This is a genomic window from Phenylobacterium sp., from assembly GCF_037189685.1.
In the GTDB taxonomy this organism is placed as follows: Bacteria; Pseudomonadota; Alphaproteobacteria; order Caulobacterales; family Caulobacteraceae; genus Phenylobacterium.
The window spans coordinates 1-20,206 of the sequence record NZ_JBBCIT010000013.1 but is presented as its reverse complement, the minus strand read 5'-3'; the positions used below and the strand labels follow the sequence as shown (position 1 = coordinate 20,206).

Below are 20,206 nucleotides of genomic sequence, written 5' to 3'. Positions count from 1 at the left end.
CGCGGCAGAGCATCCCAGCGGTCCATTACCCCACGCGCCATAGCACGGCTGCGGCGCAGGTTAGACGAGCCCAAGGGGAGACCTATCGGAACCCCGCCAATTGCGCAACCTGAAAAAGCCCCCGGAATCCGAGTGTTCAGCAGTGTTGCGGCGGCGCCTCTACTGTTCGCGGAAGGCGTCTTCCAGCGTTTCCGTGATCGGTGAGATCAGATAGCTCATGACCGACCGCTCGCCCGTCACGATCAGCGCCTGCGCGGGCATGCCGGGCGTCAGTTCGACACCTTTCTTCAGCTTGCGCAGTTCGGTCGGCGGGATGCGCAGATCGACCTTGTAGTAGGCGGCGCCGGTCTTCTCGTCGGTGAACCGGTCGGCCGAAACCACCGACACCTCGGCGTCCAGCGAATCGCTGAACCGCTGATTGAGGCCGGTCAGCTTCACCTTGGCGGGCATGCCGGCGCGGACCTCGTCCACGTCCTCGGGCTTGATCGTGGCGGTGACGGTCAGCGGCGTGCCCGTGGGCACCACGTCCATCATCACCTCGCCGCCGCCGACGACGCCCCCCACGGTGAACTGGGTCAGGTTGAACACATAGCCGTCCACCGGAGCCCGGACGACGGTCGACTCCAGGGTCTGGCGCGCGGTCGTGAGACGGGGAATCACGTCGGACAGCTTCGTCTGGCTGTCGCGAAGGCCCTCGGCCGACTGGGTGGCGCGCTCGTTGCGCAACGAGGCGAGCTGAAGCCGGGTCTCGCCCATCTGCTGGCGCAGCCGGGCGATGTCGGCGTTGAGCTGGCCGCGGCGCCCGCCGAGTTCGGCCAGGGTGCGCTCGTAGCGCAGGATGAGCGTCTTCGGCGCAAAGCCCTGCTCGTTGAGCTTGCGGTAGCCCGAAAGCTCCTCCTCGGTCAGGCGCTGCTGCTCGACGATGGAATCGAGCTGCGCCTGGGCGCCCTGGATCTGGGTCTCCTGCTGCTCGATGCGCTGCATGAGGATGGCCGACTGGCTCTGGAAGAGCTGCTGGCGGGTGGTGAAGAGGAACTGCTGGTCGCGGACGATGGTGGCCACCCCCGCCTCGCCCATGCGCGCCGTGAGTTCGGCCGGCAGTTCGAGCGAGGCCTTGCCCAGGGCTTCCGCCGTGTAGCGGGCGTTCTGGGCCAGCAGCGTATCGTACTGGTTCTGCAGCACATCGACCGCCGCGCGGGCCTCGACGTCGTTGAAGAGCAGGAGCGGCTGGCCGGCGCGAACCTGCTGGCCCTCCTTCACCAGGATCTGCTTCACGATCCCGGTTTCCTTGTGGCGCAGGGTCTTGCGTTGCGAATCGGCGCGGACCGCCGCCGGCGCCGTGACGCCCGAGGCCAGGGAGTTGAACGACGCCCAGAGGCCGAGGCCCAGGACGAACACGCCGATCACGGCCGCGCCCACCAGCATGGGGCGGCGGAGGCGCTCCTGCAGCTCGGGCGCCATCGCCCCGGGATCCTCGGCGCCGAAGGTGGGCGTGACGTAGGTCGAAGGCGACGGGGTCGGGCGGAAAGGCTTCAGGTCGAGCTTCATCGGCCGCCCTCCACCGCGCGCACTTCGGTGGCGGGCGCCTGCGGCTGGGCGGGCTTCACGAGGCGCGCCATGACCTGGTCGCGGGGGCCGAACAGCTCGATGCGGCCGTCGCGCAGCACCAGCATCTTGTCGGCGGCGCGGAACACCCCGGGCTTGTGCGAGATGATCACCACGGTGGCGCCGTTGGCCTTCATGGCGTCGATGGCGCGCATCAGCGCGTCCTCGCCCTCGGCGTCGAGGTTGGCGTTCGGCTCGTCGAGCACCACGAACGCCGGATTGCCCAGAAGGCAGCGCGCGAGGCCAACCCGCTGGCGCTGGCCCGCAGACAGCACCACGCCGCCTTCGCCGACGTCGGTGTCGTAGCCCTTCGGCATGCGCAGGATCAGCTCATGCACCCCGGCGAGCTGGGCGGCGGCGACCACCTCCTCGTCGGTGACCCCCTCGCGGAAGCGCGCGATGTTGTTGCGCACCGTGCCGGCGAACAGCTCCGTGTCCTGCGGCAGGTAGCCGACGTACCGGCCGAAGTCGGCGCGATCCCAGGTGAACACGTCGGCGCCGTCCAGGCGGACCACGCCGTTCAGCGGCTTCCAGATTCCCACCAGCAGGCGCGCCAGGGTCGACTTGCCGGCGCCCGAAGGGCCGATCACGCCCAGGACCTCGCTGGGTTCGATGGAGAAGTTGACCCCGGAAAGGACGAGGCGCTGGACGCTGGGCGGGGCGAAGTTCACGCCCTCCACCGACAGCTTGCCCAGCGGTCGCGGCAGGGCGGTGGCGGCGGCGGGCGCCTCAGCCGTCTCGAGCAGCTTGTTGAGGCGCAGGTACGCCCGGTACATGGCGTTCAGCGGATCCCACGACCCCACGATCTTCTCGATCGGCTGCAGCGCCCGGCTGACCAGGATCATGTTGGCGAACAGCATGCCCGGGTGGATGGAGCCCTTCAGGATCAGGAATGCGCCAAGCCCGATGGTCAGCACCTGCATGCCCATCCGCACCGCCTTGATGGCGTCGGTGTAGAAGTTCGACGCCTCGGAGGCGGCCGCGCCGCGCTCGATCGTCACCGCGCGGTGACGCGCCCAGGCCTGGCCCAGGGTGGGCAGCATCCCCATCGCCCGGACCACCTCGCCGTTGCGAAGCGCCGCGTCGGTGAAGGCATAGCTGCGCAGCGCCGCCTCGTTGGCCTCCTTCAGCGCCGACTGGGTGGCCCGCGCCTGCGCGATCGCCAGCAACACCAGGATCGCCGCGCCGATCAGGGTGACCACGCCGATCAGCGGGTCGATGATGAACAGCACGCCCAGGAAGACCGGAATCCACGGCACGTCGAAGAAGGCCGCCGCCGCGATGCCGGTGAGCGAATGCCGGAACTGGTCCAGGTCGCGAAGCGCCTGCGCGCGCGCGCCCGCATCACCGCGGACGGCCGCGTCGAACAGGCTGCTGAACACCCGTCCCGAGACCCGCTGGTCCAGAGCGACGCCGTAGTTGATCAGGATACGCGCCCGGAAGTCGTCGATGACGCTCGAGATGATGAAGACGAACAGCGTGATCGCCGTCAGCGACCAAAGCGTCGCCTGACTCTGGCTGGTCAGGACCCGGCCGTAGACCTGATACGTGTAGAGCGGAAGGGCGAGGTAGAGGACGTTCGACACCAGGCTGAAGCCGAACGCGACCATGGCCGGGCGACGGCCCTCGCGCAGGGCGCGGCCGAGCACGTTGTCAGGCAGGTCCGTGAGGAACGTCAGAAACTTCATGTGTCGCGAAAGCCGTCCCGCCAGACCCTGGTCGCGCCAGACCCATGTCCCGGCAGACTCTAGGGCCTGATACACCATACTTCGACAAAAAGGGTGAACACGCCGGAAGTTTGACGGTTCTGACCCGTCCCTAGGCGAACGGGCCGGTAGATGATGACGCCTCCTCAGGTTGTCAATGCCGCGACTCGACGCACGCGCGGCATGATAGGGACGGGCATGGAGTCGCGCATCGCCATTCTCGGAAGCTGTATCACCCGCGACCTCTGGCCCGTCCGGGGCGGCGGCTCCGAGCGGCTGCTCTACATCTCGCGGACCAGCTTCCCGAGCCTGTTCTCGCCGCCGGTGGCCGGGTTCGAACCCGCCGAGGAAACGCCCGGCGACCTGACCGCCCATGAACACCGCGCCCTGATCGCCGACCTGCGGAAGACAGCCCTGGCCAGCCTGGTCGCCTTTCGCCCCACGCACCTGATCTTCGACTTCATCGACGAGCGTTTCGACCTCCTGTCCGCAGGCCGGGCCCTGGCCAGCCGCAGCAGCGAACTGCTGCGCAGCGGCTATGCCGCGCAACCCGCCTTCGAAGGCGCCCGTGTGATCCCCAGATTGTCGGCCGTCGCCGACCGCCTGTGGGCCGAAGGGCTCGCCCAGTTCGCGGCCCTGGTCCGGTCGACCCCCCTGGTCCATGCGCGCCCGATCCTCCACCGAGCCCGGTGGGCGAGCCGCCTCCGCCGCCCGGACGGGACGGACGAACCGATTCGCGACGTCCAGATCATCTCCGGCCATCCCGCCGACATCAGCCCCTACAACGACCTGCTGGAACGCCAGGACGCCGCGTTCCTGGCGGCCATGTCCGGGGTCGAGGTGGTGGAGGCGATGGAACCGCCGCTCGCGGACCCCGATCACCGCTGGGGCCTCAGCCCCTTCCACTATACTGCCGACTACTACGAGGCCGTGCGAACCCGCCTGGCCTCGATCCCGGGCCTGGAGGACGCGTTCAGGGCCGCCCCTGCCGCGCCCAGTGTTCCAGGGGCGTGACGCCCGTCCGCGCCAGCTCCGGCTCTCGCGTCAAATAGACGGCCGCGGACGAGCCCGGCCCGAAGTCGCGCGCGGCCCAGGCGCCGCCCAGCAGATAATCGACCAGCAGGTTGAGGCCCGCGGGACGATCTTCGCCGCGCGCCGTCCAGTAGGCTTCGGCGTCGAACCACGGACCCGGCCGCCGGAAGTGTTCGGGCGGCTCCATGAGATAGTGGGTGAGCGGATCCACGCCCGCGTCCCCCACGTCCGGATAGGTCTCCCGGTACCAGCGGGCATCGAACAACGGATGCGGCGAGGCGCCGTCGCGCCAGCCCTGGTCGAGGTAGTGGAGCAACGGCGGCCCGGTCTCGGAGCCGACCTGTGAACCGACCTGGGCCGCATACCAGGCGGCGTCGAACAGCGGACCCGGCGAGAGCCCCTGCGTCCAGCCCTCCCGCAGATAGTGCGAAAGCGGATCGTCGTCGGGCGCCAGTTCCACACCTTGGGCCAGATAATGACCCACGTCGAACAACGGATGCGGCGAGGCGCCCTCGCGAGCGCCCATCCGGACATAGTGCTCCAGCGGCGAGAGGCCCGTCGCCGCCAGCGCATGGGCGTGCCGCGCCGCATACCAGGCGGGTTGGAAGAACGACGCCGGCGCGCGGCCTTCGAACCCGCCCCTGACGAGATAGTGGACCAGCGGGGAGACCCGGGCGGCGGCCACGTCCGGATAGGCTGAAAGGTAGGCCGCCTGCCCGAACAACGCCGGGGGCGCGACGTCGGATCGGGCGCCGCGGCGGGCGTAGGCCGCCATGTGGCGCAGGTCGTGGAGCGGTCGTCCCTCGCCCCGCCAGACGCCGCTGCGCGCGATCACCAGGGCCTGCCCGAGGGACCCCAGGCGCGCCAGGAAGCGATCCACCGCCTTGCTGGGCCGGTTGTGCCGGCGGGGCGGCCGGACCTTCGCCGTGCGCCGCCAGGCTGCGAGCGCCTGGGTGCGGAGGCGCGCCTCGGCCTCGGCGCGGCCAGCCGCGGCTTCGAACAGCGCGAGGCCCAGCTCTGTCCGCGTCAGAGCCTCGCGAAGCTGGGCGTCGTGCGCCACCCGGCGCAGGCCGGCGTGCTCGCGCGCCAGGGCCTGGACCCTCTCCAGCGTACGCCCGCGCTCGGCGAGGATCGCGGCGGCGGCGTCCGGGGGCGGGCTGGCCGCCGCCGGGGTCACGCCCCTTCGGTTTCGAGCCATTCTTGGAAAGTTCCGCGTCCGGAGGCGAAGGGGTTGGGGAAGGCCGTCTGCAAGTCCGGCCGCTCCCGATAGAGCACGCGGTCCGACTTGGCGATGGGCCGGCCGTCATCATAGGCGCCATAGGCCCACCAGCGCTCGGGGATGGCCGGGTCGGTCGCGGCGGCCACCTGACGCCGGTACCAGGCCCAGATCTCGTAGACGGGATGGTTCGAGCCCGCGTAGCGGCGGGTCATGGCGTCGCCGATCGCGCCCAGCTTGGTGAAATGCCAGAACCGCAGGGGATGTCCATTGACCAGGATGCGGCCGTCCTTCTCGATCGAGACGGTGCGGGTGGACAGGTTCCAGCTCGCGACATTGTAGCCGGGGTCGCGGACGATCTTCAGGCGGTCGAACAGCGCCGGCACGTGGTCGCACCACCGCTGGTCCACGAAGAGGCCGCTGGGCATGTCGTCGTAGCAGTACGACAGCAGCCGGTCGTTCCACCACCGGGCGAAGCGCGCGCCCTCGCCCGTGGTGCGGATGGCCACGAAGCCCAGGTTGAAGATGCCGGTCCGCGAGGCCGACAGGTCGTTGTCCAGGATCGCCGCAGGGTCGTCGTTGGGATCGACCAGGTGCGGGGTGAGCAGGATGTCGTGATCCTCCAGCCACGCCTCCAGCGGCGCCAGCGTGCCCAGCGCGGCGGTGTCGGGATCCATGTAGATCACCGCGTCGAAGCCCCAGCCGCAGGCCTGGTGGATGAACGGCCCCTTCACCGCGGTGCAGACCTCGACCACGTCGTGGCGAAACAGCCAGCCGGTGAAGTCCGGTATGCCCAGGTCCTCGGCCCAGACGAGGCGGTCGAACGGTTCGGACCCCGGGTCGAACACGAAGCCCTCGGGCGGACGGTCGGTGATCAGCGCCGCCAACTCCCAGTCGGGATGATGACGCCTGAGCGTCTGGAACAGCACCCGCGCCCGGTTGAGGTACGAGAAGGTGAAGCTGGAGTAGCAGAGGATCTTCATGGGGACGGCAGGTCGAGCGAGAGGGCGCTGAAGCTCAGGTCGTACAGCATCGGGCGTCGCCGCGCGCGGGCGAGGTCGAGGATCGCGCCCGACTCGAAGGCGGCCTCCAGGGCGGCCTCGTCGCGCAGACTGAGCCCGTGGCCGGTCTCCTCGACGAAGGCGCGGACGTTGCCGCTGTCGGGACCCGTGATGACCGCACAGCCCGCGGCCACTGCTTCGTAGGCGACGAAGGAGAAGGTCTCGCGGCACAGGGGCCAGACCAGCACCGCATCCGCCTGCGCCCGCGCGAGCGCGCCCGACATGTCGCGGGTCACCGTCTCGAAGCCGCATTCAGCCCCCGGGTCTCGGCGCGCGCCGAGATGGAGGAACTCATAGCGGGGATCGTCGGCGAACCGGGACGCCAGTTCGGCGAAGATCGGGAAGCCCTTGTGCGCCACCGGCAGGCCCGCGAAGGCCAGGCGGAACGGCCCGCCGCCGTCCGGCGCGGGCGCCGGCCCGCGCGCCGCCAGGGTCGCATGGGGCAGCACGACGGCGCCGGCGTGCGGCAGGCGCGCGCGGGCCTCCCAGAGGTCCAGGGCGTTCCGGGAAGGCGCGGCGACCGTGAGCTTCAGCCGCTCGAACAGGCGGACGTGGGCGGCCTCATGGCGGGCGCGCCAGGGACCGTAGACGCACACCCCACACGCCGGGCTGTCGGGCGGCGGCGCCGCGCAATCCTCGACGTCGTTGCGCAGCAGGTGGAAGCCCGCGCACAGGCTGGCGAAGTCGTGCAGCCAGAAATGCCCCGCCGAAAGGCCCGCCGCCGCCAGGACGTCGGCCACCGTGTCGGGATCGTGGCCCAGCAGGCTGTGTATCGCGAAGCTGCGCGATCCGCCGCTCTCCACGCGGGCCGCCGCCGAGCCGGCCCGCGCCAGCGCGGCGCGCAGATCGGCGGCGTCGAAGTGACCGAGGAAGACACCGTTCCAGACCACGCCCAGCGGTTCGACGACACCCACGGGTCGCACGACCGGCCAGGGTCGCGCCGGGAAGACGTGCAGATGATCGCGTTCGTCCGCCTCGAGCCGGGCGGCTTCGCGGCGAATGGCCGTCTGGAGTCCGCCGACCGTGGCGGTGAAGTCGTCGTGGCTGACGGTGACGTGCAGCTTCGCAAAGTTGCTGCGGGCTCGGGCGAAGGCGGCGTCGAGGTCGGCCGCAGAACCCGAGGCGGGCGCGGCGGGGGGCAGCGCCTCGAGACGCTCGTCCATCGACGCCAGCCGGGCGATCACCTCGTAGCGGAAGCCGTAGGGTGGCGGCGGGCGGCGCAGCTTGGGGCGACCCGTGGTTAGCCAGTGGACGAACGGATTGACGCCCGACTCCGCCACATCGGGGAACATCTCCAGGTAGATCCGGGTCGAGAAGACGGGACTGGGGTCGCGTCCCTCGCGCCAGCCGTGGGCCATGTAGTGATCGAGGGGATCGCCTCCGCCCGCCGCCACGTCGGCGTAGGTGGAGAGATAGAAGGCCCGGTCGAACGCGCGCGCGGCGATCGCGTGGTCGCCGTGCAACTGCGCCCGGCGCAGCCGGCGCCTGATGTCCGGCGGCAGCATGGCCGCGACGAGCCGCTTCATCGCACGCCCTTCCCGATCAGATCCGCCGTCATGCCGCTGAAGGCCAGGTCGAACAGCCCGCCCCCGCCCGCACGTCCGCCCCCACGGACCCTACGGATGATCTCGCCCGAGGCGAAGGCCTCGGCGAGGGCCGTCTCGTCGGGCAGCACGACACCCCGGCCGGACGCCGCGAAGGCCGCCACATTGCCGCTGTCGGGACCGGTCACGACGGCCGCGCCGCCGGCCGCCGCCTCATAGGCCGTGAAGGAGAAGGTCTCCCGGCAGAGGGGCCAGATCAGCGCGACGTCCACGTCCAGGGCCTCGACAGCGTCGCGCATGGCGAGCGGCTGCTCCGCGCTTACCACGACGGGATGGAAATCCGCCGGTGCGGCCGGGTCGGGACGCCCGCCGAGGTGCACGAAATCGTAGCGGGGATCGTCGGCGAACCCCTGAGCCAGGTCGCGGAACACGGGCCAGCCCTTCAGCGCCGCCGGCATGCCGAGGAAGGCCGTCCGGAACACGCCGGCCCGTGGGCGGCCGCCCCCGGTGCGCGAAGTCAGCGCGGCATGCGGCAGCACCACGGCACCCTTCGCCGGCAGGCCGCTGCGCGCGCGCCAGAAATCCAGGGTCACCTGCGAGGGCGCGACCACCGTGAGGGCCAGGCGCTCGAACAGGCGCCGGTGCGCCGCCTCATGGCGGGCGCGGAAGGGGCCATAGTCGCAGACACCGCAGGCCGGGCTGTCGGACGGCGGCGCGCCGCAATCCTCGACGTCGTTGCGCACCAGATGGACGCCCGCGCAGAGGCTGGCGAAGTCGTGCAGCCAGAAGAAGCCCGCCGAGAGTCCCGCCGCCGCAAGGATATCGGCCGCGTCGTCGGCGTCATGGCCCAGCAGGCTGTGCACCGCGAAGGTGCGCCGGCCCCGCGTCGTCACGGCTTCGGCCAACGCCCGGGCGACGGCCGACGGCGGATGAACGCCCAGGCTGGCGCCGTCCAGCAGCACGCCCAGCAGACCCGGCTCGTCCGCCGCGCGCACCATCGGCCAGGGGGACGCCGGATAGAGGTGGAGGTGCGCCACTCCCGCCGCCGCGAACCCGGCGCTCTCGCGTCGCACGCAGGCCTGGAGCCCCCCCGAATTCCGCACATAGTCGTCGTGGCTGAAGGTCACGTGGAGATCACGCAGGCGCCCCAGCCCCTCGGCCAGCCGTTCCGGCGCGTCGGGGCGCAGACGCGCCGCGGTGTTCCGGGCGTCGGCCAGGCGATCGGCCGCTGGCCGGGCCCGCGACAGGATCTCGTAGCGGAACCCCAGGTCGATCTTCGCCGCACGCCCCTCGGCCCGACCCGCCATGACGTAGTGGACGAAGGGATTGAGGCCGCTGGCGGCGACATCGGGATGCGCCTCCAGATAGTCGCGCACCGAGAACCGTGGGGCCGGATCGCGCCCCTCGCGCCAGCCGGTCCGCAGGAAGTGGTCCAGGGGGTCCATCCCCGACGCCGCGATGTCGGGGTTCACCGCCAGATAGTAGGCGGCGTCGAAGTCGGCGCCGACGACCGCGCGCTGGTCGGAAAGGCTGGCCGCGACCGCGCCGACAGCGCCCCTGTGGCGACCCTGCCAGTCACGCCGGCCGTCGCCCTGCCAGGCCGGCGGCGTCCAGCCGGAGGCGTCCAGGTAGGCCCAGGCATGGGGCGAGGCGGCGATCTCGCGCCCCTGGAAGCGGCCTTCCAGAAGATAGTGCGCGAAGGGCCCGCCCTCCGCCTCCGCCACATCGGGATGGTCGCGCCGATAAGCCTCGGTCGAGAACCAGGGCGCCGGGTCGCGGCCCTCCCCCTCCCCGGCCATCCGATAGTGCCACAGGGCGTCCATCCCGGCCGGCAGGTCGGTATAGACCGCACGATAGAACCGCGCGTCGAAGGCGACGGCCACGGCGCGATAGCCGATCTCGGTGCGGGGGCGGTCGTGGGCGAGGGCGACGAGGGGGGCCGTCAAGGCCTTGAAGCTCCGGGAACGGTCGGGCGGCCGGGGGCGCCGCGAGCGCTGACATGCAACATGTGGCAGGGGGGATCAACCTCGGCCCCTGCGGCGCGATCGGCGCTTGCAGCCGCGGCGGCCGGCCCGTACCACCCGCGTGGCATGAGCAAGACGGCCGTCCCTTCGAAGCCGCGCACCGCCTATCTGGTGCTGGGCATGCACCGCTCGGGCACCTCGGCGGTGACGCAGCTCCTGGCGCTGGCCGGCGCGACCCTGCCCGCCAACGTGATGCCGGGGGACGAGCACAACGCCAAGGGCTACTTCGAGCCCTGGAAGATCGCGATCTTCAACGACGAGCGCCTGCGGGCCGGAGGCTCGGCCTGGGACGATCCCTTCGCGTTCCCCTATGCGCCGCTGCGGGCCGACGAGGAAGACGCCTGGGCCGAACGGGCCACGGCGCTGTTCGACGAGGAGTTCCCCAGGACGCCCTGGCCGCTGATGAAGGACCCTCGCGCCACGGTCCTGCTGCCCCTGTGGCGCCGGGTGCTGGACGCACGCGGCGTGGCCGCCCGGTGCGTGATCCCGGTCCGCCATCCCCTGGCCGTGGCCGGATCGTTGCGCCGGCGCGACGGGTTCGCAGCCGAGAAATCGGTGCTGGTCTGGAGCGCCTACATGCTGGCGGCCGAGGCCTATACCCGGGACCTGCCCCGGGCCTTCGTCGGCTATGACGCCCTGCTGGCCGACTGGCGGGCCGAGGTGGCGCGGATCGAGGCGGCGCATGCCGCGCCCCTGCCGCGCCTGACCGAGGCGGCCGGCAAGCGCATCGACGGGTTCCTCACCCCCGAACTGCGCCACAACGCCGGCGACGATGGCCTGGAGGCCTTGGGCTGGGCCGGCGAGATCGCGGCTCAGGTGCTGGGCTGGTTCCAGGCCCGGGCGGCGGGCGAGGCTCCCGATCCCCGGGCCCTGGACGCCGCCGCGGCCCGCCTGGCCGAACGTCGCCGCGAGATCGGCGCCCTGGTGTCGCCGATGGCCCGCGACCTTTCCGTCGCCCGCATCGAGCTGGCCGACGCCCTGGCCCGCCTGCAGGTCGCCGAAGGCCTGGAGGCCGAACTGCGCGCGCTCACGCGCCGGCTCGAAGACGGCTGGCGCGCCGACCAGCGGAACCTCGACACCGCCCTTCAGCTCCTCGACCGCATCGACGCGGAAGCGTCCGAGGCCCTGGCCCGCAAGTGAGCCCTCCATGACCCTCGACGCCGCGCTCGCGCGCTTCCCCAAGACCCGCCCGCCCCTGCCGCCGAAACTGGCGGAGATATACGCGCGACAGTACGCCGAGAACCGGGCCGGCGGCAGCACCGCCGCCTCGCTGTCGCAGCGCCTGGAACGCTGGATGCATCGACAGGTCGCCGCCGACGTCGCCGGGGGCGAGGCTCGCCCGACGCTGGAGGTCGGGGCCGGCAACCTGAACCAGCTCCCGTTCGAGCCGGCCGGCGCGCCCTACGATATCGTCGAGCCGTTCGCCGAGCTCTACGCCGGCTCGCCCCACCAGGGGCGGGTGCGCGACGCGTTCGGGGATATCGCCGACGTTCCGGCTGACCGCCGTTACGACCGCATCGTCAGCATCGCCGCCCTGGAGCACGTGTGCGACCTGCCCGTGCTGCTCGCGCGCTCGGCGCTCCTGCTCACGCCCTCGGGCGTGTTCCGGGCGGCGATCCCGTCCGAGGGCGGGCTGCTATGGCGGCTGGGCTGGTCCATGACCACCGGCCTGGAGTTCCGCCTCCGCTACGGCCTGGACTACGGCCAGCTCATGGCCCACGAGCATGTCAACGACGCCGCCGAGATCGAGGGCCTGGTGCGGGCGATGTTCGACCGGGTGAGCGTCCGCGCCTTCGGCCTGGGCCGGCAGCTTTCGCTCTACCGCTTCATCGAGGCGCGTGGCCCGCGGCCCGAAACCGCGCGCGCCTGGCTGTCACGCTTCGACCAGGGCGGCGCCAGCGCGACGTAGAGCAGGCCGGTCATGGCGGCGATGTCCAGCAGGTAGAGGTAGCGGTAGTCGCAGGCCAGCGAGATCACGAAGAAGCTGGCGGTGAACGCCAGCGCCCCGCCCATGAACGCCGCCATCGCCCAGTCGGCCGGGGTCCGCCGCATGAGCACGAGCAGGCCCACGGCCAGCGCGACGAACGCATAGGTGACGTGGGAGTAGGCCGGGGTGTCCAGGAACCAGGTCACATAGTTGTAGAGCCGTGTGTCGCCGACGGCCCGCCGGGGCGGCATCTGAAGGTCCTTCAGGGCGAAATCCGGGCCGGCGACGCCGACGTGGACGGGCAGGCATCGGTCGATGACAGGTGTCGCGAAGACCCACCGGAAGGCGTCGGCGCGGGTGGCGAGATAGACGGCCGGCTCGCGGACGATCAGGTCCAGCCACTCGGCCCGCACCACCGAGTCGGGCGCTTGTCCCAGGCGTGCGCCGAACGCCCGGTCGGCCATCAGCGTATCGACCCGCTCGGGCGAGTAGAGGTCACGCGCACGCGCCCGCACCAGGTCGTCGAGGGCGGGATCGAAGGCGTCCAGCCGGGACAGGGGCAAGGGCTCGCGCGCGGCGGCGCCCATGATGTCGTAGACCTGCACGATCCGCACGCCCTTGGCGCCTGCGGAATCCGGCCGCGCGCCGGCGCCCTGGGGCTGGGCCGTCATGCTGAGCACCAAACTCGCGAAAGCGACGGTCGCCACCCACAGCCCCCCGGCCGTCAGCGCCCGGCCGCGACCCGCAGACCACCCCACCGCCACGATCGCGGCCCCCGCCGCCAGCGCGAGCACGAGACCGTTCTGGCGCAGAAGGCCCGCCAGCGCGAAGAGGGCCGCCGCCGCGACGAACAGGGCCAGCCGCCCCAGCGCCGGACGCGCCTGCAGGGCGAAGGCGAGCAGCACGAAACCCGCCACGGCGCACTCGGCGAACCAGACGTCCTTCCAGACGATGCCGGGATAGATCAGCGCCTGGGGCAGGAACACGAGCCCCCCCGCCACCACGGGAGCCAGCCAGGACGTCCGGCGATGCAGGCCCGCCATCGCCGCCCAGGCGGCGAACAGCAGCGCGGCGCCGACGCCCATCGCCAGCGCGGTCCCACGATGCAGGCGGTCGGCGAGACCCAGCAGCCAGCCGAAGACCGCCGGGTTCCAGGTGTCGCGGACACCGAGGCGCCCCTCCCGCAGGGCCAGCACCGAGTCGACCGACAGATGGCCCGGCAGGTTGAGCCGCAGCACCATCACATAGGCCGCCGCCAGCACGAGCCACAGCGCCCAGCGCGCCCCGTTCCCGTCCGGCGTCCAGGCGCTCACGCGGGGCGCACCACGAGGAACAGGCCCGCGATCATGAGGCTGTAGCCCGCCACCATGCTCCACGAGAACTGCTCCTTGAACACCAGCCAGGCGGCCAGCGGAACCAGGCAGGTTCCGGTGAGCGAGAAGGCGTAGGCCAGCGAAAGCGGCACCCGCGTCAGGATGTAGAACCAGAGCAGCGCCGTCAGGCCGTACCAGGCGAAGGCGCCCAGCAACGGCCCGTTCTGGAGGATGCGCAGCAGGAGCGGGCCTTCAAGGCGCGCATTGAAGACCGCGCCCCACTTGAACAGCATCTGGCCCAGCGGCATCGCCAGGGCCAGCGTGGCGCAAAGCGCCATGTCCTTCGGGCTCACGGCGCGCCCTCCTCGGATTCCAGCTCCTTGAGCACATTGAGGTACGGGTGAATCGGACGGCTGGGCACGTTCAGCACGTCGAAGTTCATGGCCTGCAGCAGGAACTGCACGCCCAGGATCACCGGCAGCGCCGCCAGCATGACGACGCCGGCGGACGCCGCCTGCCCCGGCACCCGGCTGGCCAGGTAGCTCAGCGCGTAGCCCACGCCGAACAGCGAGAAGAACAGGCCGAACACCAGCTCCAGGCTGGCGGCGTTGAAGTCGCGGACGAAGTACTGGCCCATGACCCGCTGGGCGAAGTTGCGCAGGTGCTTGAGCGCGAAGGGTCCGACGATCTGGCCGATGCGGATGTTCGAGACCTCGTCGGCGTAGCGTGCGGGCATCGGGACGTCGCGCACCACCGCCCGCAGCGTACCGAGATGGTAGAGCAGGTCGGTCTCGAAGAAGAAGCGCCTGGATATGCGCTTCTCCATCACCAGTCCGGCCACGTTGGCCTCGATGGCCGTATAGCCGTTCGTGGGGTCGAAGATGTTCCAGTAGCCGGTCGAGAGCTTGGCCGCGAAGCTCAGCATCGCGTTCCCCAGCACCCGGATCGTCGGCATGGTGGTCAGGTGGCTGATCGAGGTGAAGCGGTTGCCCTTGGCGTAGTCGGCCTCGCCCAGCAGGATCGGCGCGACGAGCTGGGCGGCGTAGGACAGGTCCATCTGGTCGTCGCCGTCGACCTTGACCATCACACGCGCGCCCCGCCGCGCGGCCTCGGCGTAGCCTGCCAGCATGGCGCCGCCGACCCCCTGATTCTTCGCCAGCCGGAGGACCACCACGCGCGGGTCGGTGTTCTCGGCCTCGATGAAGTCGCCCGAGCCGTCGGGGCAGGCGTCGTCGACGCAGACGATGCCCTCGAACCAGGCCGGCGTCTTGCGGATGACGCGAAGGATATGCCCCCGGACCTTGTAGCAGGGCACGACCAGCCAGACGCCCGCGCCCTCCAGCGAAACGGTCGGCAATCCGGTCGCCTCACGGCCGGTCATGTCACGGGCGATCCGGTCGGGGGCCGGTCTTGCAGGGGTGTGGGCCACGCGCCCGGCTAACACGCCCGCCGCGCCGTGGCAAAACGCCCGGGCCCCGAGCCATCCTTGCGCCCGAATCCCGCGGCTGATACCTCGCCTGCCTTCTGTCGGGCCCACCTTCCGTCGAGCCTTCCCTTCTGCCGGACCCGCCTTCTGTCGAGAGAGGCCATGCAAACCGCCACCCACATGCTGCGGACGGGGCAGCGCGGCGCGCTGTTCCAGCTTCAGATGGCCCAGCGGGACCTGCGGAACTCGCTCGGGCGGATCGGGCTCGCCTGGTCGCTCGCCACGCACGACGTGAAATCCCGCTATCGCGGATCGGTCCTCGGCCCGTTCTGGATCACGCTCTCGATGGGGCTGATGGTCCTGGGCATCGGCATCCTGTACGCGAGCCTGTTCAACATCCCGCTCGCTCAGTTCCTGCCCTATGTGGCGCTGGGCATCGTCTTCTTCGGGGTCATGACCGGCGTCATCAACGAAGGCTGCGAAACCTTCGTCCTGGCGTCGGGAATCCTGTCGCAGACCAGTCTGCCGATGCTGACCTTCGTGTGGCGCACGGTCTTCCGGAACCTGATCAACCTGGCCCACCACATGGTCATCGTCGTGGCGATGCTGACCCTCTACGGCTACTGGGCGACCGCCGACATCCCGCTGGCCATCCTGGGCGTGGTGCTGATGCTGGTGAACGTGAGCTGGGCGTCGCTGCTCGCGGGAATCGCCTCGGCGCGCTACCGCGACGTGCCGCAGATCGTGATCTCGATCATGCAGTTCGCAATCTTCATGACCCCGGTGTTCTGGCTGCCGGACCGCTTCGGCAAGCACCAGGTGTTCCTCGACTACAACCCCTTCTACCACCTCCTTCACGCCGTGCGCGGGCCGATGCTGGGACAGCCGGTCTCGAGCCTTACCTATACGGTGCTGATCGTCATGGCGGTGGTCGGCTGGACCCTGGCCTTCCTCATCTTCGCCCGCACGCGGCGGCGGCTCGTGCACTACCTATGACCGGCGCCGCGATCACCTGCACCGACCTGACGATCCGCTTTCCCGTCTACGGGGCCGACGCCAAGTCCCTGAAGAAGGCCCTGGCGCGCGCGGTGAACGTGGGGGGCGTCCTGGGCCGTCACGCCGGCGTCACCGACGTGACCGCGCTCAACGGCGTGAACCTGCGGCTGAAAGCCGGAGACCGGCTGGGCCTGATCGGCCACAACGGATCGGGCAAGACCACGCTGCTGCGCGCCCTTTCGGGCGCCTACGAGCCGGACGAGGGCACGATCGAGGTGCGGGGCCGGATCGCCTCGCTGCTGGACCTGGGCCTGGGGATAGACCCCTCGGCCACGGGCTATGACAACATCCGTCTGCGAGGCCGCATCGCAGGCCTGTCCTCGCGCGAGATCGACGAGCGCATGGACGAGATCGCCGACTTCACCGGCCTGGGCCCGTTCCTCGCGATGCCGGTGAAGACCTATTCCGCTGGCATGCAGGGACGCCTGGCCTTCGCCGCCGCCACGGCGGTCGAGTGCGACGTCCTGCTGATGGACGAATGGATCGCCGTGGGCGACGCCGATTTCCAGAAGGTGGCGCACAAGCGCCTGCTGAAACTGGTCGAGCGCGCCGGCATCCTGGTGCTGGCCACGCACGAAGCGCCGCTGCTCAAGCTCTACTGCAACAAGGTGATGAAACTCGAAGGCGGCGTCGCCTCCGAGGTGGTCGACATCCGCAGGCTGGATGAACTCCTGAAGGCCTAACCCGCCGCCAGCCAGTCGAGCAGGCCATGCTTGGCCATCCAGGCCAGCCCCAGTTCGACCGCGCGGCGGTGGGGGGGCGGGAACGCCAGCAGCACGTCGCGTCCCGTGGCGCCCCCTCGCGCGGCGATCAGCTCGAAGGCCTGGGCGCAGGTCTCGGGCGGCGCGCGGAAGCCGGAGAAGGCCGTATCCAGCCCGCCGTCCGCGAGGTCACGGACCTGGTCGGCCGTCGCGCCGCGCGCGGGCGTCAGCCAGGTGTCGAGCGTCAGGGAGGCCGTGGCGAAGCCGGCGAAGTCCCGGAACGGATCGCCCTTCACCGGATCCGCAGGGGGCCGGGCCGCGGGATCCGGGCTGGCGGCGCGCACGGCGGCCAGTTCGTCGGTGAGCGCCCGGATCTGGCGCGCCACGATCGGCCAGTCGAAGACCTGGGCCGCCCGCGCCCGTCCCGCCCGGCCCATCCGCTGGCGCAGGTCCGGCGAGGCGGCCAGCGCCGCCAGGGCCTCGGCCGCCTTCCCGATGTGGACCGCCGTGTGCTGGGCCACCGCGCCCACATACGCCTGGTAGGACGCCTGCTCGACGGTGTGCCGCTCGACGAGATGGGCGCCCACGCCCCCGCCGGCCGGCCCCCCCAGGGTGGGAACCAGGACACCCTCGATCCCGTCGCGGACGGTCGATCGGTAGCCGTCCCAGTCGCTGACCACGACGGGCAGGCCGGCCGCCATCGCCTCGACCGGCGTGATGCCGAAGGTCTCCTGGATGTTGTCGACCAGCGACAGGAAGATGTCGGCGGCGGCCCACAGGTCTCCCAGGCGTGCGCGGTCGTTGCCGTCGACGAAGCGCACGTCGACGCCGGGGGCGTGCCGGCGCGCGGCCTGTTCGTACAGACCCCGGTCCTGATCACCGGGAAACCAGCCGGCCAGGGCGAAGGTGATCCGCCGCCCCGCCGCCGCCTGCGCCATCTGCACCGCCTTGAACATCGGCTGTGGGAAAGCCTTCTCGAAGTAGGACAGGCGGCCCACCCACAGGACCAGCACGCCGTCCTCGGCGACGCCGAGCCCGGCGCGGCCCCGCGCCCGCGCTTCGGGCCGGTCGGCCAGGGCGGCGAACCCGCCCGCGTCCACACCCAGTGGAATCACGGGCAGGCGCGGCCGCGGCGGCGGCGCGCCGCCGGTCCGCGCCGCGAGGTGCTCGCCCCATCCGGCGAACATCGCCTCCAGGGCCTCCCGGACGCTGGGCGAGGTGCATATCAGCGCGTCCCAGTCGTGCATCGGCGCCACCTGGGTCATGGCGATCATCTGGCGCATCGCCGGCGGCGCGATGGTGTGGATCAACCCCAGGAGGCTGTAGGCGCGATCCCCCGACCGGCGCCGGCGCATCCAGGCGAGGTCGTAGAGCTCGGGTTGGCCCCGCAGCAGCGCGCCGGCCGCCTCGGGCGCTTTCGACCGGCTCAGCAGCGCCGTCTCGATACGGGTGACGGCCGGCGCGGCGCCGAACAGGGCCTCTGACAGCTCGCCCGGGTCCGCCGGCTGCAACGTCAGGACGTCGAGGACCTCATAGCCCGCGTGCCGGGCCAGCGCCTGCCAGAGCTGCAGGTTCGCCACGTCTTTTCCGAACGGGTTGGCGGCCAGTCCCATGCGTCCCGGCGGATGCAGGATGGCCAGGCGCCCCGCCGGGACGCCGGATTCGCCGGAGCCGATCATCCCGACGTTGTAGGATGAGGCGGAGGACCCCGTCGATGGCCGCGAACGCCTCCTTGGCCCGGCGTGCGCCCCGGCGCTAAGCTCGGACCATGAACGCGCCCTTCAAGACCGACGCCCTGCCCACCTGGCGACTCGACGACCTGTACGCCAGCCGCGAGGACCCGCGGATCGAGACCGACCTGACCGAGGCCGAGCGCGTCAACGGCGAGTTGGCCAAGCTGGAAGGCCGGATGATCGCCACCCGCGCGCGCCCGGCCGAGTTGGGCGGGATCATCGACCACGGGATCGAGCTCTATGAGCAGGCGGTGAACCTCATGTGGGGCGTGGGCGCATATGCCTCGCTCTCGGCCTCGACCGCGCGCGACGATCCGGCCTGGTCCAAGTTCGAGGCCGACCTTCGGGCGCGGTCGGCGCGGATCGGCGCCATGAGCCTGTTCTTCGCCCTGGAGATCAACCGGCTGGAGGACGACGAACTGGAAGCCGCGCTGAAGGCGCACAAGCCGGCGGGGCGCTGGCGGCCCTGGCTGCGCCAGGTTCGGGCGGGCCGCCCCCACGAGCTCACGGCCGACCTCGAACGCCTCCTGATCGACAAGGCGCCGGCCGTCGCCAACTGGGCGCGCCTGAGCGACGAGACCCTGGCCCGCCTGTCGGCCCGCGTCGCCGGCGAAACCCTGACGCTCTCCGAGCTGCTGAACCGCACGTCCGACCCGGACCCGGCGCGCCGCAAGGCGGCCGCCCAGGCGCTGGCCCGGGCCCTGGCCGAGCGCGCGCCGACGCTGGCGCTCGCCCTCAACACCCTGGCCTTCGAGAAGCAGGTCGAGGATCGCTGGCGGAAGTATCCCACCCCGGCCGCCTCGCGCCACCTGGCCAACGAGGTGGACGCCGACGCCGTGGACGCCCTGGAGGCGGCGGTGGTCGAGAGCTATGCCGCGGTCAGCCACCGCTACTACCGGCTGAAAGCGCAGGTCCTCGGCCGGAAGCACCTGGAGCACTGGGACCGCAACGCCCCCCTGGACCCGGGAGCGCCGCGCACCTACGGCTGGGACGAGGCGAGAGGCATCGTGCTGGAAAGCTTCGAGGCGCTGGCCCCGCAGTTCGCCGATACGGCGCGCACCTTCTTCGCCCAGCCCTGGATCGACGCGAAGCCGCGGCCCGGGAAGCAGTCGGGCGCCTATTCCCATTCCGTGACGGCCAACCGGCATCCCTACGTCTTCATGAACTACATGGGCGAGCGGCGCGACGTGCTGACCCTGGCGCACGAGCTGGGCCACGCCGTCCACCAGACGCTCTGCCAGCCGCTGGGCACGCTGCTCGCCAGCACGCCGCTGACCCTGGCCGAAACCGCGTCGATCTTCGGCGAAGGCCTGGTCTTCGAGAAGCTGCTGGGCGAGGCGAGCAAGGCCGAACGCCGGGGCCTGCTGGCCGGGAAGATCGAGGACGGAATCAACACGGTCGTCCGTCAGATCGCCTTCCATCGGTTCGAGACCCGCTTCCATGCCGCGCGGCAGCACGGCGAGCTCTCGCCCGACGAGATCGGCGGGCTCTGGATGGAGATCATGCGCGAGAGCCTGGGCCCCGCCGTGCGGCTGGACAACGGCTACCGCCACTACTGGGCCTACATCAGCCACTTCGTCCACGCGCCCTTCTACGTCTACGCCTACGCGTTCGGGGACCTGCTGGTCCGGGCCCTGATGGAGAAGCGCCGCGAGGACCCCGCCGCGTTCGCGCCGCTCTACGAACGGCTCCTGGCGGCCGGCGGCACCAGGACCTATGTCGAGGCGCTGGCGCCCTTCGGCCTGAACCCGCGCGAAAAGGCCTTCTGGGCGGCCGGCATGCGGCAGATGGAACGCCTGGTCGACGAGTTCGAAGCCCTCGTCTGAGCCCAGGACGGCGACGGCCGGGATGCGCCCCGGCCG

At 71.2% G+C, this 20,206-nt stretch carries 16 protein-coding genes; 6 read left to right on the top strand and 10 right to left on the bottom strand.

The window, feature by feature from the left end; all coding sequences use genetic code 11:
- Positions 1 to 159: 159 nt before the first annotated feature.
- Both WG212_RS08995 and WG212_RS08990 read right to left on the bottom strand, forming a co-directional pair.
- Positions 160 to 1,548: an HlyD family type I secretion periplasmic adaptor subunit gene (locus WG212_RS08995; protein WP_337186758.1), complete on the bottom strand. Its 1,389-nt coding sequence runs from the start codon at positions 1,546 to 1,548 to the stop codon at positions 160 to 162.
- Complete coding sequence (locus tag WG212_RS08990; RefSeq protein WP_337186757.1) at positions 1,545 to 3,293, bottom strand: type I secretion system permease/ATPase; 1,749 nt, start codon at positions 3,291 to 3,293, stop codon at positions 1,545 to 1,547. The genes WG212_RS08995 and WG212_RS08990 overlap by 4 nt, the downstream gene beginning before the upstream one ends.
- 216 nt (positions 3,294 to 3,509) lie before the next feature.
- On the opposite strand from WG212_RS08990, the gene WG212_RS08985 reads away from it, so the two are divergent.
- Positions 3,510 to 4,325, top strand: a complete 816-nt coding sequence (locus WG212_RS08985; RefSeq protein ID WP_337186756.1) for a DUF6270 domain-containing protein — start codon at positions 3,510 to 3,512, stop codon at positions 4,323 to 4,325.
- Here the strand turns inward: WG212_RS08985 and WG212_RS08980 are convergent.
- The 4 genes from WG212_RS08980 to WG212_RS08965 are packed head-to-tail and all read right to left on the bottom strand — an operon-like array spanning position 4,285 to position 10,110.
- Positions 4,285 to 5,541, bottom strand: a complete 1,257-nt coding sequence (locus WG212_RS08980) for a hypothetical protein (RefSeq protein WP_337186755.1) — start codon at positions 5,539 to 5,541, stop codon at positions 4,285 to 4,287. The two genes, WG212_RS08985 and WG212_RS08980, sit on opposite strands and share 41 nt — an antisense overlap.
- Positions 5,517 to 6,542, bottom strand: coding sequence for a hypothetical protein (locus tag WG212_RS08975; RefSeq protein ID WP_337186754.1), 1,026 nt, complete (start codon positions 6,540 to 6,542; stop codon positions 5,517 to 5,519). Before WG212_RS08975 ends, WG212_RS08980 begins: the two co-directional genes overlap by 25 nt.
- Complete coding sequence (locus tag WG212_RS08970; protein WP_337186753.1) at positions 6,539 to 8,146, bottom strand: hypothetical protein; 1,608 nt, start codon at positions 8,144 to 8,146, stop codon at positions 6,539 to 6,541. The genes WG212_RS08975 and WG212_RS08970 overlap by 4 nt, the downstream gene beginning before the upstream one ends.
- Positions 8,143 to 10,110, bottom strand: coding sequence for a hypothetical protein (locus tag WG212_RS08965; RefSeq protein ID WP_337186752.1), 1,968 nt, complete (start codon positions 10,108 to 10,110; stop codon positions 8,143 to 8,145). The genes WG212_RS08970 and WG212_RS08965 overlap by 4 nt, the downstream gene beginning before the upstream one ends.
- A gap of 144 nt (positions 10,111 to 10,254) precedes the next feature.
- Between WG212_RS08965 and WG212_RS08960 the strand changes: the two genes are divergently transcribed.
- Positions 10,255 to 11,328: a hypothetical protein gene (locus WG212_RS08960; protein ID WP_337186751.1), complete on the top strand. Its 1,074-nt coding sequence runs from the start codon at positions 10,255 to 10,257 to the stop codon at positions 11,326 to 11,328.
- A 7-nt stretch (positions 11,329 to 11,335) separates the two neighbouring features.
- Positions 11,336 to 12,097, top strand: a complete 762-nt coding sequence (locus WG212_RS08955; RefSeq protein WP_337186750.1) for a hypothetical protein — start codon at positions 11,336 to 11,338, stop codon at positions 12,095 to 12,097.
- Here the strand turns inward: WG212_RS08955 and WG212_RS08950 are convergent.
- From WG212_RS08950 to WG212_RS08940, 3 genes are read right to left on the bottom strand one after another with little or no spacing between them, the layout of a single operon-like run.
- Complete coding sequence (locus tag WG212_RS08950; RefSeq protein ID WP_337186749.1) at positions 12,007 to 13,428, bottom strand: hypothetical protein; 1,422 nt, start codon at positions 13,426 to 13,428, stop codon at positions 12,007 to 12,009. The two genes, WG212_RS08955 and WG212_RS08950, sit on opposite strands and share 91 nt — an antisense overlap.
- On the bottom strand, positions 13,425 to 13,781 hold the full coding sequence (locus WG212_RS08945; protein ID WP_337186748.1) for an EamA family transporter: 357 nt from the start codon (positions 13,779 to 13,781) through the stop codon (positions 13,425 to 13,427). Before WG212_RS08945 ends, WG212_RS08950 begins: the two co-directional genes overlap by 4 nt.
- Positions 13,778 to 14,809 (bottom strand): glycosyltransferase family 2 protein, encoded by a 1,032-nt coding sequence (locus WG212_RS08940; RefSeq protein WP_337186747.1) that lies wholly within the window; start codon positions 14,807 to 14,809, stop codon positions 13,778 to 13,780. Before WG212_RS08940 ends, WG212_RS08945 begins: the two co-directional genes overlap by 4 nt.
- 207 nt (positions 14,810 to 15,016) lie before the next feature.
- On the opposite strand from WG212_RS08940, the gene WG212_RS08935 reads away from it, so the two are divergent.
- Together WG212_RS08935 and WG212_RS08930 are read left to right on the top strand one after the other, a co-directional pair.
- On the top strand, positions 15,017 to 15,850 hold the full coding sequence (locus WG212_RS08935) for an ABC transporter permease (protein WP_337186746.1): 834 nt from the start codon (positions 15,017 to 15,019) through the stop codon (positions 15,848 to 15,850).
- A complete protein-coding gene (locus WG212_RS08930) occupies positions 15,847 to 16,593 on the top strand; it encodes an ABC transporter ATP-binding protein (RefSeq protein WP_337186745.1) in 747 nt (248 codons plus the stop codon). The genes WG212_RS08935 and WG212_RS08930 overlap by 4 nt, the downstream gene beginning before the upstream one ends.
- On the opposite strand, the gene WG212_RS08925 is transcribed toward WG212_RS08930, so the two are convergent.
- A complete protein-coding gene (locus WG212_RS08925) occupies positions 16,590 to 18,290 on the bottom strand; it encodes a glycosyltransferase family 4 protein (RefSeq protein ID WP_337186744.1) in 1,701 nt (566 codons plus the stop codon). The genes WG212_RS08930 and WG212_RS08925 overlap by 4 nt on opposite strands.
- Positions 18,291 to 18,379: 89 nt before the next feature.
- Between WG212_RS08925 and WG212_RS08920 the strand changes: the two genes are divergently transcribed.
- Positions 18,380 to 20,170: a M3 family oligoendopeptidase gene (locus WG212_RS08920; protein ID WP_337186743.1), complete on the top strand. Its 1,791-nt coding sequence runs from the start codon at positions 18,380 to 18,382 to the stop codon at positions 20,168 to 20,170.
- Positions 20,171 to 20,206: the final 36 nt, after the last annotated feature.

Excerpts from the sequence above, each read along its gene's own strand:
- WG212_RS08985 (WP_337186756.1), top strand. The coding sequence starts at position 3,510 with ATGGAGTCGCGCATCGCCATTCTCGGAAGCTGTATCACCCGCGACCTC.
- WG212_RS08935 (WP_337186746.1), top strand. The coding sequence starts at position 15,017 with ATGCAAACCGCCACCCACATGCTGCGGACGGGGCAGCGCGGCGCGCTG.
- WG212_RS08955 (WP_337186750.1), top strand. The coding sequence starts at position 11,336 with ATGACCCTCGACGCCGCGCTCGCGCGCTTCCCCAAGACCCGCCCGCCC.
- WG212_RS08990 (WP_337186757.1), bottom strand. The coding sequence starts at position 3,293 with ATGAAGTTTCTGACGTTCCTCACGGACCTGCCTGACAACGTGCTCGGC.
- WG212_RS08975 (WP_337186754.1), bottom strand. The coding sequence starts at position 6,542 with ATGAAGATCCTCTGCTACTCCAGCTTCACCTTCTCGTACCTCAACCGG.
- WG212_RS08930 (WP_337186745.1), top strand. The coding sequence starts at position 15,847 with ATGACCGGCGCCGCGATCACCTGCACCGACCTGACGATCCGCTTTCCC.
- WG212_RS08970 (WP_337186753.1), bottom strand. The coding sequence starts at position 8,146 with ATGAAGCGGCTCGTCGCGGCCATGCTGCCGCCGGACATCAGGCGCCGG.
- WG212_RS08995 (WP_337186758.1), bottom strand. The coding sequence starts at position 1,548 with ATGAAGCTCGACCTGAAGCCTTTCCGCCCGACCCCGTCGCCTTCGACC.
- WG212_RS08980 (WP_337186755.1), bottom strand. The coding sequence starts at position 5,541 with ATGGCTCGAAACCGAAGGGGCGTGACCCCGGCGGCGGCCAGCCCGCCC.
- WG212_RS08925 (WP_337186744.1), bottom strand. The coding sequence starts at position 18,290 with ATGATCGGCTCCGGCGAATCCGGCGTCCCGGCGGGGCGCCTGGCCATC.
- WG212_RS08960 (WP_337186751.1), top strand. The coding sequence starts at position 10,255 with ATGAGCAAGACGGCCGTCCCTTCGAAGCCGCGCACCGCCTATCTGGTG.
- WG212_RS08920 (WP_337186743.1), top strand. The coding sequence starts at position 18,380 with ATGAACGCGCCCTTCAAGACCGACGCCCTGCCCACCTGGCGACTCGAC.
- WG212_RS08940 (WP_337186747.1), bottom strand. The coding sequence starts at position 14,809 with ATGACCGGCCGTGAGGCGACCGGATTGCCGACCGTTTCGCTGGAGGGC.